This is a genomic window from Streptomyces sp. NRRL S-920 (assembly GCF_000717945.1).
GTDB classification, from domain to species: Bacteria; Actinomycetota; Actinomycetes; order Streptomycetales; family Streptomycetaceae; genus Streptomyces; species Streptomyces alboniger.
Genome location: NZ_JODF01000012.1, coordinates 35,914 through 48,902, shown reverse-complemented (window position 1 = coordinate 48,902; position 12,989 = coordinate 35,914). Strand labels below are relative to the sequence as shown.

The 12,989-nt window shown below is 71.9% G+C and carries 14 protein-coding genes; 8 read left to right on the top strand and 6 right to left on the bottom strand.

What is annotated here, in order from left to right; translation table 11 throughout:
* Positions 1–37: 37 nt before the first annotated feature.
* Entirely contained in the window at positions 38–1,507 is a 1,470-nt protein-coding gene (locus tag IG54_RS0111425; RefSeq protein ID WP_030780948.1) for a catalase, read from the top strand.
* Positions 1,508–1,599: 92 nt separating this feature from the next.
* On the opposite strand, the gene IG54_RS0111420 is transcribed toward IG54_RS0111425, so the two are convergent.
* Positions 1,600–2,001: a cyclic nucleotide-binding/CBS domain-containing protein gene (locus IG54_RS0111420; RefSeq protein WP_030780945.1), complete on the bottom strand. Its 402-nt coding sequence runs from the start codon at positions 1,999–2,001 to the stop codon at positions 1,600–1,602.
* Positions 2,002–2,266: 265 nt separating this feature from the next.
* Positions 2,267–3,067: a histidinol-phosphatase gene (gene hisN, locus IG54_RS0111415; RefSeq protein WP_030780942.1), complete on the bottom strand. Its 801-nt coding sequence runs from the start codon at positions 3,065–3,067 to the stop codon at positions 2,267–2,269.
* 144 nt (positions 3,068–3,211) lie between these two features.
* Between hisN and IG54_RS0111410 the strand changes: the two genes are divergently transcribed.
* Positions 3,212–3,817, top strand: a complete 606-nt coding sequence (locus IG54_RS0111410; protein ID WP_030780939.1) for a TetR/AcrR family transcriptional regulator — start codon at positions 3,212–3,214, stop codon at positions 3,815–3,817.
* Positions 3,818–3,845: 28 nt separating this feature from the next.
* Here the strand turns inward: IG54_RS0111410 and IG54_RS0111405 are convergent, their stop codons facing one another.
* The 4 genes from IG54_RS0111405 to IG54_RS0111390 all read right to left on the bottom strand — a co-directional run bounded on the left by IG54_RS0111405 (position 3,846) and on the right by IG54_RS0111390 (position 7,407).
* Positions 3,846–4,169 (bottom strand): DMT family transporter, encoded by a 324-nt coding sequence (locus tag IG54_RS0111405; RefSeq protein WP_030780936.1) that lies wholly within the window; start codon positions 4,167–4,169, stop codon positions 3,846–3,848.
* A 124-nt stretch (positions 4,170–4,293) separates the two neighbouring features.
* Positions 4,294–5,304, bottom strand: a complete 1,011-nt coding sequence (gene rsgA / locus IG54_RS0111400) for a ribosome small subunit-dependent GTPase A (protein WP_030780934.1) — start codon at positions 5,302–5,304, stop codon at positions 4,294–4,296.
* A gap of 16 nt (positions 5,305–5,320) precedes the next feature.
* Positions 5,321–6,652 carry a 3-phosphoshikimate 1-carboxyvinyltransferase gene (aroA, locus tag IG54_RS0111395; protein ID WP_030780931.1) on the bottom strand — a complete coding sequence of 444 codons (1,332 nt, stop codon included), beginning with the start codon at positions 6,650–6,652 and terminating at the stop codon, positions 5,321–5,323.
* Between the two features lie 32 nt (positions 6,653–6,684).
* Positions 6,685–7,407 (bottom strand): M50 family metallopeptidase, encoded by a 723-nt coding sequence (locus tag IG54_RS0111390; protein WP_030780929.1) that lies wholly within the window; start codon positions 7,405–7,407, stop codon positions 6,685–6,687.
* Positions 7,408–7,456: 49 nt separating this feature from the next.
* On the opposite strand from IG54_RS0111390, the gene IG54_RS0111385 reads away from it, so the two are divergent.
* The 6 genes from IG54_RS0111385 to IG54_RS0111360 all read left to right on the top strand — a co-directional run bounded on the left by IG54_RS0111385 (position 7,457) and on the right by IG54_RS0111360 (position 12,890).
* Positions 7,457–8,272: an SOS response-associated peptidase gene (locus IG54_RS0111385; RefSeq protein ID WP_030780927.1), complete on the top strand. Its 816-nt coding sequence runs from the start codon at positions 7,457–7,459 to the stop codon at positions 8,270–8,272.
* A 1-nt stretch (position 8,273) separates the two neighbouring features.
* Entirely contained in the window at positions 8,274–8,930 is a 657-nt protein-coding gene (locus tag IG54_RS0111380) for an alpha/beta family hydrolase (RefSeq protein ID WP_030780925.1), read from the top strand.
* 232 nt (positions 8,931–9,162) lie between these two features.
* Positions 9,163–9,837: an RNA polymerase sigma factor SigR gene (sigR, locus tag IG54_RS0111375; RefSeq protein WP_030780923.1), complete on the top strand. Its 675-nt coding sequence runs from the start codon at positions 9,163–9,165 to the stop codon at positions 9,835–9,837.
* The gene (rsrA, locus tag IG54_RS0111370; RefSeq protein ID WP_030780921.1) at positions 9,834–10,169 is read left to right on the top strand and encodes a mycothiol system anti-sigma-R factor; all 336 of its coding nucleotides are present in this window, start codon (positions 9,834–9,836) and stop codon (positions 10,167–10,169) included. Before sigR ends, rsrA begins: the two co-directional genes overlap by 4 nt.
* A gap of 136 nt (positions 10,170–10,305) precedes the next feature.
* Positions 10,306–11,616: an HD-GYP domain-containing protein gene (locus IG54_RS0111365; RefSeq protein WP_030780918.1), complete on the top strand. Its 1,311-nt coding sequence runs from the start codon at positions 10,306–10,308 to the stop codon at positions 11,614–11,616.
* Positions 11,613–12,890, top strand: coding sequence for an HD domain-containing protein (locus IG54_RS0111360; protein ID WP_106976983.1), 1,278 nt, complete (start codon positions 11,613–11,615; stop codon positions 12,888–12,890). Before IG54_RS0111365 ends, IG54_RS0111360 begins: the two co-directional genes overlap by 4 nt.
* The last annotated feature ends 99 nt before the right edge of the window (positions 12,891–12,989 follow it).

The window sequence follows — 12,989 nt, the reverse complement described above, 5'->3', positions numbered from 1 at the left end:
CAAGGGACAGGACCCGCAGGAACCACCCGCAGGGTTGATGACGCAGGAGGCGCACGTGACGCAGGGACCGCTCACTACGGAGGCCGGCGCGCCGGTAGCCGACAACCAGAACAGTGAGACCGCGGGCGTCGGCGGGCCGATGCTGATCCAGGACCAGCTGCTGCTGGAGAAGCTCGCCCACTTCAACCGCGAGCGCATCCCGGAGCGCGTCGTGCACGCCCGGGGCGCGGGCGCCTACGGCACCTTCACCCTCACCCGTGACGTCTCGCAGTGGACGCGGGCGAAGTTCCTCTCCGAGGTCGGCAAGCAGACCGAGACGTTCCTGCGCTTCTCCACCGTGGCCGGCAACCTCGGCGCGGCCGACGCGGTGCGCGACCCGCGCGGCTGGGCGCTGAAGTTCTACACCGAAGAGGGCAACTACGACCTCGTCGGCAACAACACCCCGGTCTTCTTCATCAGGGACGCCATCAAGTTCCCCGACTTCATCCACACCCAGAAGCGGGACCCTTACACGGGCTCGCAGGAGGCGGACAACGTCTGGGACTTCTGGGGGCTCAGCCCCGAGAGCACCCACCAGGTGACCTGGCTCTTCGGCGACCGCGGCATCCCCGCCTCGTACCGCCACATGGACGGCTTCGGCTCGCACACGTTCCAGTGGAACAACGAAGCGGGCGAGGTCTTCTGGGTCAAGTACCACTTCAAGACCGAGCAGGGCATCAAGAACCTCACCCAGGCCGAGGCCAACAAGCTCGCCGGTGAGGACCCCGACTCCCACCAGCGCGACCTGCGCGAGGCCATCGAGCGCGGTGACTTCCCGAGCTGGTCCGTGCAGGTGCAGATCATGCCGGCGGCGGACGCGGCGACGTACCGCTTCAACCCGTTCGACCTCACCAAGGTCTGGCCGCACGCGGACTACCCGCCGATCGAGATCGGCAAGCTGGAGCTGAACCGCAACCCCGAGAACGTCTTCGCCGAGGTCGAGCAGGCCATCTTCAGCCCCGCCCACTTCGTGCCGGGCATCGGTCCCTCCCCGGACAAGATGCTCCAGGGCCGCCTCTTCGCCTACGGCGACGCCCACCGCTACCGCGTCGGCATCAACGCCGACCACCTGCCGGTGAACCGCCCGCACGCCACCGAGGCGCGCACCCACTCCCGTGACGGCTTCCTGTACGACGGCCGCCACAAGGGCGCGAAGAACTACGAGCCGAACAGCTTCGGCGGCCCGTTCCAGACGGACCGGGCGCTGTGGCAGTCCGTCCCCGTCACGGGCGCCACCGGCAACCACGAGACGCCCCGGCACGCCGAGGACAACGACTTCGTGCAGGCCGGCAACCTCTACCGGCTGATGACCGAGGACGAGAAGGAGCGCCTGATCGACAATCTCTCGGGCTTCATCGCCAAGGTCTCGCGCGACGAGATCGCCGAGCGCGCGATCGACAACTTCCGCCAGGCGGACGGCGACTTCGGCAAGCGGCTGGAGGCCGCGGTCCAGGCCCTGCGCGGCTGAACCAGTCCCCTTGTCGTCGCATGACGGTGGGCCGGTCCCCTTCGGGGGCCCGGCCCACCGCCGTTGTCCCGGCCCGTCGGCCGGGCCGCGTCTCAGCCCGTCAGCTGGGCCGCCGCGCGCCGGACAGGTGCCCAGCAGCGGATGATGTCGCGGACCGAGACGATGCCCGTGGGTTCGTTCCCGTCCATGACGATCAGGTGCCGGAAGCCGCCGTGCGCCATGGCGTCCGCCGCGTCCTCCAGGGTCCACGCCGGGGAGGCGAAGACGACATCGGTCGTGGTGTGCGTACCGGCGATCTCGGTGTCGGGACTCTGGCCGAGGGCCACGGAGTTGAGGACGTCGCGTTCGGTCAGGATCCCGAGCCCGCAGGTGTCGGGGTCGAGGACGACGGCGGCGCCGACGTGGCGCGCGGACATCAGCCTGGCCGCCTGGCGCAGGGTGTGGGTGGGGCCGATGGTCAGGACCACCGTGCTCATGGCGTCGCGGACGTGCATGGGCGTGAGCCACCTCCTTGGTGAATCCGCGAACTCCCGGTGGGCGAAGGATTGCCTCCGCTCTCCGCTTGGAGAAGGGATTCACAAGTTCACAAGTGGGGGAACTCTCAGAGTCGCAGCGAAGCCCGGGGTCAACAAGGGGGCGTGCGCGGGCAGTTCGGGCCGTCAAGGCAGACGCCCGCGTCAAGGCCAGGCGCCCGCGTCAAGGCCAGGCGCCCGCGTCAGGACCAGTCGACGCCGTGAAGGCCAGGCGCCCGCGTCAGGATCAGTAGCGCTGGTTCAGATAGCCGAGCAGCTCGTCGTGGAGCAGGCCGTTCGACGCCGCCGCGTTGCCGCTGTGCGGGCCGGGCCTGCCGTCGAGGCCGGTGAAGCTGCCGCCCGCCTCCGTCACCACGATCGCGTTCGCCGCCATGTCCCACAGCGACAGCTCCGGCTCCGCGCAGATGTCGACCGCGCCCTCCGCCACCATCATGTACGGCCAGAAGTCGCCGTAGCCACGGGTGCGCCACACCGCTCGCGTGAGGTCCATGAACCCGTCGAGGCGGCCCTGCTCCTCCCAGCCGGTCAGCGAGGAGTACGCGAAGGAGGCGTCCGAGAGCCGCGAGACCTTCGAGACGTGCAGCCGGGTCGCCGACGTGAGGCTGCGCCCCGTGTACGCGCCGCCGCCCTTCGCCGCCCACCAGCGGCGGCCGAGCGCGGGCGCGGAGACGACGCCGACCACCGGCTGGTAGCCGCCCTCGCCCGCCTCCATCAGGGAGATGAGCGTGGCCCAGACCGGGACACCGCGTACGTAGTTCTTGGTCCCGTCGATCGGGTCGATCACCCAGCGGCGCGGCCCCGTGCCCTCGATGCCGTACTCCTCGCCGAGGATCGCGTCGCGCGGCCTGGCCCGTTGGAGCTGGGAGCGGATCAGCTCCTCGGCCGCCTTGTCGGCCTCGCTCACCGGCGTCATGTCCGGCTTGGTCTCGACCTTGAGGTCCAAGGCCTTGAACCGGTCCATGGTCTGGGCGTCGGCGGCGTCCGCGAGGACATGGGCGAGACGCAGATCGTCGTGGTAGTCGGGCATGGGTGAACAGTATCGATCTCGATCGAGGCGAGCCACAGCGCCGCGGCGCGGCCAGGGGCGCGGGCTCGCGCCGGAGCTATTGACAGCGCCTTGGAGCGCGTCAACTCTGGCAACCGGAGCCGCTTCGGCCGCCGGGAGGCCACGATGCCCGCAGCACGCGAATCCCTACTGGACGCGGCCTACACAGCGCTGGCCCGGCGACCGTGGCCCGGCGTGCGCATGGTGGACGTCGCGGCCGTCGCCGGGGTGTCCCGGCAGACCCTCTACAACGAGTTCGGCAGCAAGGACGGCCTCGCCCGCGCCCTGCTGCGCCGCGAGACCGACGGCTACCTGCACGGCGTCGAACGGGCGCTGGCCGAGGAGCGCGAGCCGGCCGACCGCCTCGCCGCCGTGGCCGCCTGGACGGTCGGCGCCGCCCGGGGCAACGCGCTGGTGCGGGCCGCGCTCACCGGCTGCTGGAGCGAACGGCTGCCCACCCCGAGCCGGGTCGGCGGCTCCACGTCCTCGGTGCCCGCGCAGCGCCGGGCGGACGCCGGGGTGCCCTCGTCGGCGGAGCTGCTCGCCCTGGTGCGCGACCGGGCGGTGACCGCGCTCGGCGGCCGGGGCAGGCCCAGGGACCCCGAACTGGCCCTCGCCTGCGAGAGCGCCGTACGCCTCGCCCTGTCGTACGTCGTCGCGCCCGCCCGGAACGACGACGACCCCGCGGAGCTGGTCCGCGGGGCCATAGGGCGCTGGGTGGCCGCCAAGTAGGCGTACGAGGCCGGTGGCAGGGCCTCAGTCAGTGCGCGGAGCCGGACAGCTGGAGGCCGACCACGCCGATGATCACGAAGGAGATCGAGACGATCTTGAGCGTGGAGACCAGGTCACCGAGGAAGACCATGCCGTAGATCGCGGTGCCCGCGGCGCCGATGCCCGTCCAGACCGCGTACGCCGGCCCCACGTCCAGCTTCTTCAGCGCCAGCGTGAGCAGGCCGAAGCTGCCGAGCGCGAAACAGGCGAACGCGATCGTCGGCCAGAGCCGGGTGAAGCCGTGCGACAGCTTCAGACAGACCGCGAAGCCGGTCTCGAGAATCCCCGCCACGATGACCAGCAGCCACGCCATGTCCTGCCTCCCGCACTGTCTACGTTCCGTGACCGCTTCGTCCGGCTGAATCCGGCTTGGTGCGCGTATGCATTTACCGGCTTATGCATTTACCGGCGTCCTGGGGGCGCAAACAACGGGGAGGTCAGTCGTCCTCGCGCCGCTCCCGCGTCGCCAGCAGCCGTCGCAAGGAGTAGAGGCGCTGCGGATCCGCGTGGCCGCCCGCGACCCACGCGTCCAGGGCGCAGTCCTTCTCGTCGTGGCTACAGCCGCGCGGACAGTCCGCCGTACCCGGCTCCAGGTCGGGGAAGGCGAGGATGACGCGGGACGGATCGACGTGGTTGAGCCCGAAGGACCGCACGCCGGGGGTGTCGATCACCCAGCCGCCCACCTCCGCGAGCGGCAGCGCGAGCGCGGAGGTGGTGGTGTGCCTGCCCCGGCCCGTGACCGCGTTGACATGCCCCGTCGTGCGCCGCCGCTCCTCGGGCACCAGCGCGTTCACCAGCGTCGTCTTGCCCACCCCGGAGTGCCCGACGAAGGCGGTGACCTTGCCGTCGAGCAGTTCGTGCACCCGCGCCAGCTCCGCGCCGTCGGTGAACTCCTCGCGGCTGGTGACCACGTAGGGGATGTCGAGGGTGGAGTAGGTCTCCAGGAGCTTGTCTGCCGAGGCCAGGTCCGACTTGGTCAGCACGAGGATCGGTTCGAGCCCGCCGTCGTACGCCGCCACGACGCACCGGTCGATCAGACGCGGGCGCGGCTCGGGGTCGGCGAGGGCGGTGACGATCGCGAGCTGGTCGGCGTTGGCCACGACCACCCGCTCGTACGGGTCGTCGTCATCGGCGGTGCGCCGCAGCACGGACGTCCGCTCGGCGATCCGCACGATCCGCGCGAGGGTGTCCTTCTTGCCGGACAGATCCCCGACGACCGCGACCCTGTCGCCCACCACGGCGGCCTTGCGGCCCAGTTCGCGGGCCTTCATGGCCATCACGATCCGGTCGTCGACCAGCACGGTCAGCCGGCCGCGGTCCACGGTGAGGACCATGCCCTCGGCCGCGTCCTCGTGCTTGGGCCTGATGTGGGTGCGGGGGCGGTTGCCCTTGCGGTTGGGGCGGACGCGGATGTCGTCCTCGTCGGGGTTCTTGCCGTAGCGGCGCATGTTCTCGTTCCGCCCGTCAGTTCCCGAGCATTCCGGTCCAGAGATCGGGGAAGTCCGGGAGGGTCTTCGCCGTCGTCGCCACATTCTCGATCTGTACGCCGTCGACCGCGAGGCCGATGACCGCGCCCGCGGTCGCCATGCGGTGGTCGTCGTAGGTGTGGAAGACGCCGCCGCGCAGCGGGCGCGGCCGGATGTGCAGGCCGTCGGCGGTCTCGGTGACGTCACCGCCCAGTGCGTTGATCTCCTTGGTGAGCGCGGCCAGCCGGTCCGTCTCGTGCAGCCGCAGGTGGGCGACGCCGCGCAGCGTGGAGGGGGAGTCGGCGAGCGCCGCCACCGCCGCGATGCCGGGGGTCAGCTCGCCGACCTCGCTGAGGTCGACGTCGAGGCCGTGGATCGCACCGGAGCCGGTGAACACCAGGCCCTGCTCGGTCAGTTCGCAGGAACCGCCCATCTCCGTGAAGATCTGGCGCAGCGCGTCACCGGGCTGCGTGGTGTGCGCGGGCCAGTCCGGGACGGTGACCGTGCCACCGGTGACCAGGGCGGCGGCGAGGAAGGGCTGGGCGTTGGAGAGATCGGGCTCGACGGTCAGGTCGCGGCCGAGCAGCGCGCCCGGAGTGACCCGCCATACGTTCGGCTCGCCGCCCGCCTCCGGGGTGTCCACCTGCGCGCCCGCCGAGCGGAGCATGTCGACCGTCATCCGGATGTGCGGCATGGAGGGCAGGGCGCCCCCCACATGACGGACCTCCACGCCCTGGTTGAAGCGCGGGCCCGACAGCAGCAGGGCGCTCACGAACTGGGAGGAGGACGAGGCGTCGATCTCGACCGGCCCGCCGTCCAGGGCGCCCCCGCCGTGCACGGTCAGCGGCAGCGCGCCGCGGCCGCCGTCGTCGATGCGGGCACCGAGCACCCGCAGGGCGTTGATCACGCCGGTCAGGGGCCGCTCGTACGACCGGGGATCGCCGTCGAAGCGGATCGGGCCGTCGGCGAGCGCGGCGACGGGGGGCAGGAAGCGCATGACCGTGCCCGCGTTGCCGACGTCGACCGTGGCCGGGCCGTGCAGGCCCGAGGGGATCACGCGCCAGGCCTCGCCCGGGCCGCCCGCCACGGAGGAGCTGGACGACACCGTCTCCTCGATACCGACACCCATCGCGCGCAGGGCACCCGCCATCAGCAACGTGTCGCGGGAGCGCAGCGGGCGGCGCAGCCAGCCGGGCTCGGCGGCGAGCGAGGCCAGGACGAGCGCGCGGTTGGTGACCGATTTCGAGCCGGGTACGTGGACCGTCGCGGTGACGGCTCCGCTTGCGTGCGGGGCGGGCCAGAGGGCGGTGTGCGCCGGGGTTGCGGTCATGCCCTCACTTTAGTGGCTGCCGGTGACCCCGCTCAGACGGCGAGGAGCCAGCGCGCCCCGCCCATCAAGGAGCAGAGCGAGACGGCGTGGAAGAGGAAGAGCCACAGCCCGGCGGGTACGTGCGTCAGGCGCGAGAGCTGATCCGCGTCCGAGTCGCCCGCGCCGCCGTGTCTGCGCTTGGCCTGTAGCTCGAAGGCGGGACGGACGCCGCCGAGGAGCAGGAACCACACCACCGCGTACGCGAACGCCGCCTGCACGTCGGTGTCCGCGAGCCAGGACACCAGGAGGAAGGTGCCGCCGGTCAGGATCACCGTCAGGGCGCCGTACGCGTTGCGGATCATCACCAGCATCGCGACGAGCAGCGCGGTGGCGATCCACAGCAGCGCCGTGATGCGCCCCGAGGAGAGCAGTGCCGCGCCGCCGAGGCCGAGCAGCGGGGGAGCGGTGTAGCCCGCCGCCGCGGTCAGGATCATGCCGATGCCGGTGGGCCTGCCGCGCGAGACGGTCAGCCCCGAGGTGTCGGAGTGCAACCGGATGCCGTCGAGGCGGCGCCCGGTGAGCAGGGCGATCAGGCCGTGGCCGCCCTCGTGCGCGATGGTGATGGCATTGCGGGCCAGCCGCCATATGCGGTGCGGCACGACGACGGCGAGGGCCAGCACGCCCGCAGCGATCACCAGCCACTGCTCGGGCGCGGACTGCGTACCGAACACGCGGTCCCACAGGGCTGCCAGGCTGGCGTTGGCGGTGCTTTCCATTGTCGGAACTGGCTCCTCTGGGGGATCGGGTCGTGGCAGTCTGGCACGTATGTGCGGACGGTATGCATCGAGTCGTAGGCCGGAGGACCTCGCGGGGATCTTCGAGATCCAGAGGGAGCAGGCCGAGGAGGAACTGGTCCCCGATTACAACGTGGCCCCCACCAAAGAGGTCTACGCGGTTCTCGACCGTCCACTGAAGGACGCCGAGGACCCGGCTCCGGTTCGCCAGCTGCGTACGCTCAAGTGGGGCCTCGTCCCTTCCTGGTCCAAGACGCCCGAGGGCGGCGCCCGGATGATCAACGCCCGTGCCGAGACCGTCCACGAGAAGCCGTCCTACCGCCGGGCCTTCGCCTCCCGCCGCTGTGTCCTGCCCGCCGACGGTTATTACGAGTGGGTGACCGCGCCCGAGGAACGGCAGCTGGAGGTCGAGGGCAAGAAGAAGCGGCCCCGCAAGCAGCCGTACTTCGTGACCCCCGCCGACGGCTCGGTCTTCGCCATGGCGGGCCTCTACGAATTCTGGCGGGACAAGACCCTGCCCGACGAGCACCCCCTGGCCTGGTGGGTGACCTGCACCGTGATCACCACGGAGGCCGAGACCACGCCGCTCGCCGTCGCCCACGAAGAGGGCCCGCGCTCGCTCGCCGACATCCACCCCCGGATGCCGCTGATGCTGACGCCCGACCGCTGGGACGCCTGGCTCGACCCCTCCCGCACGGACGTCGAGGACCTGCGCCCGCTCCTGGAGCCGCCCCCGGCCGGGCTGATGCGGGCCTACCCCGTGTCGACGGCGGTCAGCAACGTACGCAACAACGGCCCGGAGCTGCTGAAGGAGCTGGACGGCCCCGAAGAGGGCACACTCTTCTGACGTGACGCACCCAACGCACCCGCCCCAGAGCGAGATCGTCGAGACCGGCGCCGGTGAGGCCCGGATCACCTGGCACCCGGCGCGGAAGAAGGCCCGCCTCCTGCTCGCCGTCAGCCACGGCGCCGGTGGCGGCATCGAGGCCCGCGACCTGAAGGCCCTCGCCGCCGCGCTGCCCCCGCACGGCGTGAGCGTCGCCCTCGTCGAACAGCCCTGGCGGGTCGCGGGCAAGAAGCTGGCGCCCGCGCCCAAAACGCTGGACGTGGGGTGGCGGGGGATCTGGCCCGCGCTGGAGAAGAAGGGGCTCCCGGTGATCTCCGGGGGCCGCAGCGCGGGCGCGCGCGTGGCCTGCCGCACGGCCACCGAGCTGGGCGCCGCCGCGGTCCTCGCGCTCTCCTTCCCCCTGCACCCCCCGGGCAAGCCGGAGAAGTCCCGCGCCGATGAGCTGCTCGGCGCCGGGGTGCCGACCCTCGTCGTGCAGGGCGGCAACGACCCCTTCGGCAGACCCGCCGAGTTCCCGGGCGGCGCGTACGAACTGGTGGAAGTGCCCTACGCCGATCACGGCTTCGCGGTGCCGAAGAAGGCGGAGCTGACCCAGGACGAGGCCGTGGCGATCGTCACGGACGGTGTGACGCGGTGGGCGGGAATGCTGGACGCGTGACCTCTGTTGTCGCGAACAGACGGTGTGCACCGTCGCAGACGTGTTCGTACGAGAGGGAGTCCGCCGCATGGGTTCGACCATCTGCCCGAACCGCTCCAGCGCCGCTGACCTGGAGTGGACGGTCTTGAGCGCACCCAAAACCGCAACTATTCGGGCGGCGCGCGGAGTGGATCGTCGTCTATCCTCCGATTCGAGTGGGGCTGCTTTCGGCCTCGCCACGTCGTTGGAGGAGGTGGGTCCGGTCACTGGGACCGACGCAGGGACCGAGCACGGCCAGGCGGAGCGCCCCGAAGAGGGCTCTGAGACGGCCGCGGAGCGCACGGCCCGCTTCGAGCGGGACGCGCTGACGTTCCTCGACCAGATGTACTCCGCGGCGCTGCGCATGACCCGCAACCCGGCGGACGCGGAGGACCTGGTGCAGGAGACCTACGCGAAGGCGTACGCGTCGTTCCACCAGTTCCGCGAGGGCACCAACCTCAAGGCGTGGCTGTACCGCATCCTCACGAACACGTTCATCAACTCGTACCGCAAGAAGCAGCGCGAGCCGCAGCGCAGCGCCGCCGAGGAGATCGAGGACTGGCAGCTCGCGCGCGCCGAGTCGCACATGTCCACGGGTCTGCGCTCCGCCGAGTCGCAGGCGCTGGACCACCTGCCCGACTCCGACGTGAAGCAGGCGCTCCAGGCGATCCCCGAGGAGTTCCGCATCGCCGTCTATCTGGCCGATGTCGAGGGCTTTGCGTACAAGGAGATCGCGGACATTATGGGGACACCCATCGGTACGGTGATGTCCCGGCTGCACCGGGGCCGACGCCAACTGCGCGGCATGCTGGAGGACTACGCCCGTGAGCGCGGGCTCGTCCCGGCGGGTGCCGGGGAGTCGAACGGAACGAAAGGCTCGGGCTCATGAGCTGCGGAGAGCCGCACGAGACTGATTGCAGTGAAGTCCTGGACCATCTCTATGAGTTCCTGGACCACGAGATGCCGGACAGCGACTGCACCAAGTTCGAGACGCACTTCGAGGAGTGCTCGCCGTGCCTGGAGAAGTACGGCCTTGAGCAGGCCGTCAAGAAGCTGGTGAAGCGCTGCTGCGGGCAGGACGACGTACCCATCGACCTGCGGGCGAAGGTCATGGGGCGCATCGACCTCATCCGGTCCGGGCATGCCGTGCCCGACCAGGACGTCACCCAGGACGCCGCGCCGGGCGTATCGCCCTCGCAGGCGACGGCCTCGGAGGCGTAAAGACAGCCTTGGAGGCGCAAAAGCGCCTCGCCGTCACTCGAATGTGCTAATTCCCCGCCGTCCAGCGATGCCCGTGGGGCAGGCGTTCTAGTCTCCGGATCTGGGTCTTGCGACCTGGAACGGGGAGGAGAACGCCATGCGGTCGATGCCGGCGTGGGCCCGCGTGTACATCCTGTGCGTCGCCCTGGCAGCCGCCGCCTGTGCCGCGCCCGTGCTGAGCGGGCGCACCCCCTGGCCGACCGTCGCGTTCCTCGTCGCGCTCTACGCCGGATGCGAGCGGCTCACCCTTCCCCGCGGCCTCACCGCAGGAACCTTCTTTCCCGTACTGCTCGCCGGGGTGTTCCTGCTGCCCCCCGCTGCCGCCGCCCTCGTCGCCGTGCCGGGCGCGCTCCTCGCCCGCGTCGATCGCCGCCCCCGGCAGGTCCGCCGCCTCTGGCGCGCGGCCCAGCTGGCCCTGGCCTCGTGGGCGGCGGCGGGGGTGTACGGCGCGCTGGGCGGGCCCGCGGCCGGGGCCGCGCCCGACTTCCCGCAGGTCCTGGCGCCCGCCGGGGCCGCCCTGCTCGCCTTCTCCGCCGCCCTCGCCGCCCTGGACGGCGGGATCCTCGCGACCGCCGAGCGGATCCCCGTACGCGGCGCGTGGCGCGGGCTCTTCCCGCGCTCGCTCGCGCCCGTCACGGTGCACGGCCTCGCCGGGCTGATGATGGCGGTCCTGTGGACCAGTCCGTACGGGCCACCGGCCGCGCTGCTCGTCCTGCTCCCGATGGGCGTCTCCTGCTGGGCGTTCGCGCAGTGCCACCGTGAGCGGGCCGCCCACCAGGCCACCATCCGGGCGCTCGTCCAGGCCGTCGACCTCAAGGACAAGTACACCCGCGGGCACAGCGAGCGGGTCGGCCGGGCCTCGGTGATGATCGCGCGCGAGCTGGGCATGGACGACGAGCGGATCGAGGTCCTGCGGTTCGCCGGGATCCTGCACGACGTCGGCAAACTCGGCGTGCCCACCCGGCTGTTGCGCAAGGACGGCCCCCTCACCCCGGCCGAACGGCGCGTCATCGAACTCCACCCCGAGTACGGACACGAGATGGTGCGCGGCATCGGGTTCCTCGGCGAGGCGCGGGCGGCGATCCTGCACCACCACGAGCGGATCGACGGCAGCGGATACCCCTACGGGCTCGCCGGGGCGCAGATCCCCGAGTGCGCGCGGGTGGTGGCCGTGGCCGACGCCTTCGACGCGATGACGTCCACGCGCTCCTACCGGCGGGCCCGGCCGGTGCACGCGGCGCTGGAGGAGCTGGCGCGGTGCGCGGGGGCGCAGTTCGATCCGGCGATGGTCGCCGCGCTGGCGCGTGCGCTGGGCCGGGACGGGTGGCATCCCGGGGTCACCTCGGACGGCCCCGAAGGCGGCTTGCCCGTGGCTCGGGGTGTTCCGGCACCCGCGGTACCGCGGTGAGGGCCTCCTCGTCGGCGCCCGGCGCTGTGGGCATAACGGCGGCGGCGTGCGGGCTCGCCGCGGTGATCGCCGTCGTCTCCCTCGGCTGGACCCTCTGGTACGGGATCGTCGAAAGGCCCGTCGCGCTCGCGTTCGGGGTGATGATCTGCCTCGGGGAGCTGGCCCGGTGGGGCAGCGGGAGGGAGCGGGAGCCCGCGCCGCTCGGGGCCGCGGGGGCCCTGGCCTACGCCCTGCTCGGGCAGAACGCCGGGCACGCCACCCACCACGGCGTGCTCCAGGTGATCGCCGTGGTCGTCGCGGCCGCCCTCGCGGGAGCCGTACCCCACGTGGCGCTCGGCCGGGGGCGCACCCGCGACCATCTGACACGGCGCGTACTGACCGTCGCGTTCGCCGCCGCCTGCTTCCAACCCCTCTACAACGCCGGGAAGTTGAAGGACTGGGTCGGCCACGGCCCCTACTTCGCGCTGGTCATCGTCGCCCTGCTCGTCCTCACCGCGCTCTGCGACGCCGTCCTCGCCGCCGCGGTGGCGCACACCCGCACCCGCCGGCCGTTCGCTCCGCTGCTCCGCGACGAGCTGCGCGCCATGCTCGGCATCGGCTCCGCCGTCTGCGCGACCGGGGCCGTGATGGCGCTCGCGGTGGCCGTGGCGGGGCTCTGGGCGCTGCCCGTGTTCAGCCTCCCGCTGCTGCTCACCCAGCTCTCCTTCCGGCGGTACGCGGCGGTGCGGGCCACCTACCGCCAGACCATCGCGTCGCTTGCCAGGGCCACCGAGGTCGCCGGGTACACCCCGCAGGGCCACGCCCACCGCGTCGCCGGGCTCAGCCGGGCCGTCGGGCGGGAACTGGGACTCACCGGTGCGGACCTCACCGTCCTGGAGTACGCGGCGCTGATGCACGACATCGGCCAGCTGTCCCTCGTCGACCCCGTGCCCCAGGGCGCCACCGCCGCCCTGCCCGAGGCGCAGCAGCGCCGCATAGCCCTGCTCGGCGGCGCTGTCGTACGGCAGACCGGGGTGGACTCCGCGGTCGCCGTCGTCGTGGAGCGCCAGGCCGACCCGTACCGCGATCAGCCGCTCACGGCACGAATTGTGCGCGCCGCGAACGCGTACGACGAGATGGCGCGGGGAGAAGGACCCTCGGGAGCCCTCGGCGGGCCGCTCAACGCCTTGGAGAGGCTGCGACTGGCCACCGGACGCGACTATCAGCCCGAGGTCGTGGAGTCCTTGGCGAGGGTGGTGTCGCGGGGCGGCCTTAGCTCGCCCCCGGCTGGGTAACCCATGGGTAATGAGCGGCCGTCCGACCGTACGTGGTTGGATGCGAAGAAGAGGGTGCGCGGGGGCATCGACCCGACGCCGCGCCCTCCTCAGATGGGA

What these genes read in the sequence shown, in the direction of transcription:
- hisN (WP_030780942.1), bottom strand. Translation starts at nt 3,067, where the DNA reads ATGCCCGACTACCACGACGATCTGCGTCTCGCCCATGTCCTCGCGGAC.
- IG54_RS0111420 (WP_030780945.1), bottom strand. Translation starts at nt 2,001, where the DNA reads ATGCACGTCCGCGACGCCATGAGCACGGTGGTCCTGACCATCGGCCCC.
- aroA (WP_030780931.1), bottom strand. Translation starts at nt 6,652, where the DNA reads ATGACCGCAACCCCGGCGCACACCGCCCTCTGGCCCGCCCCGCACGCA.
- IG54_RS0111390 (WP_030780929.1), bottom strand. Translation starts at nt 7,407, where the DNA reads ATGGAAAGCACCGCCAACGCCAGCCTGGCAGCCCTGTGGGACCGCGTG.
- IG54_RS0111385 (WP_030780927.1), top strand. Translation starts at nt 7,457, where the DNA reads ATGTGCGGACGGTATGCATCGAGTCGTAGGCCGGAGGACCTCGCGGGG.
- IG54_RS0111425 (WP_030780948.1), top strand. Translation starts at nt 38, where the DNA reads ATGACGCAGGAGGCGCACGTGACGCAGGGACCGCTCACTACGGAGGCC.
- IG54_RS0111365 (WP_030780918.1), top strand. Translation starts at nt 10,306, where the DNA reads ATGCGGTCGATGCCGGCGTGGGCCCGCGTGTACATCCTGTGCGTCGCC.
- IG54_RS0111405 (WP_030780936.1), bottom strand. Translation starts at nt 4,169, where the DNA reads ATGGCGTGGCTGCTGGTCATCGTGGCGGGGATTCTCGAGACCGGCTTC.
- IG54_RS0111410 (WP_030780939.1), top strand. Translation starts at nt 3,212, where the DNA reads ATGCCCGCAGCACGCGAATCCCTACTGGACGCGGCCTACACAGCGCTG.
- rsrA (WP_030780921.1), top strand. Translation starts at nt 9,834, where the DNA reads ATGAGCTGCGGAGAGCCGCACGAGACTGATTGCAGTGAAGTCCTGGAC.
- rsgA (WP_030780934.1), bottom strand. Translation starts at nt 5,304, where the DNA reads ATGCGCCGCTACGGCAAGAACCCCGACGAGGACGACATCCGCGTCCGC.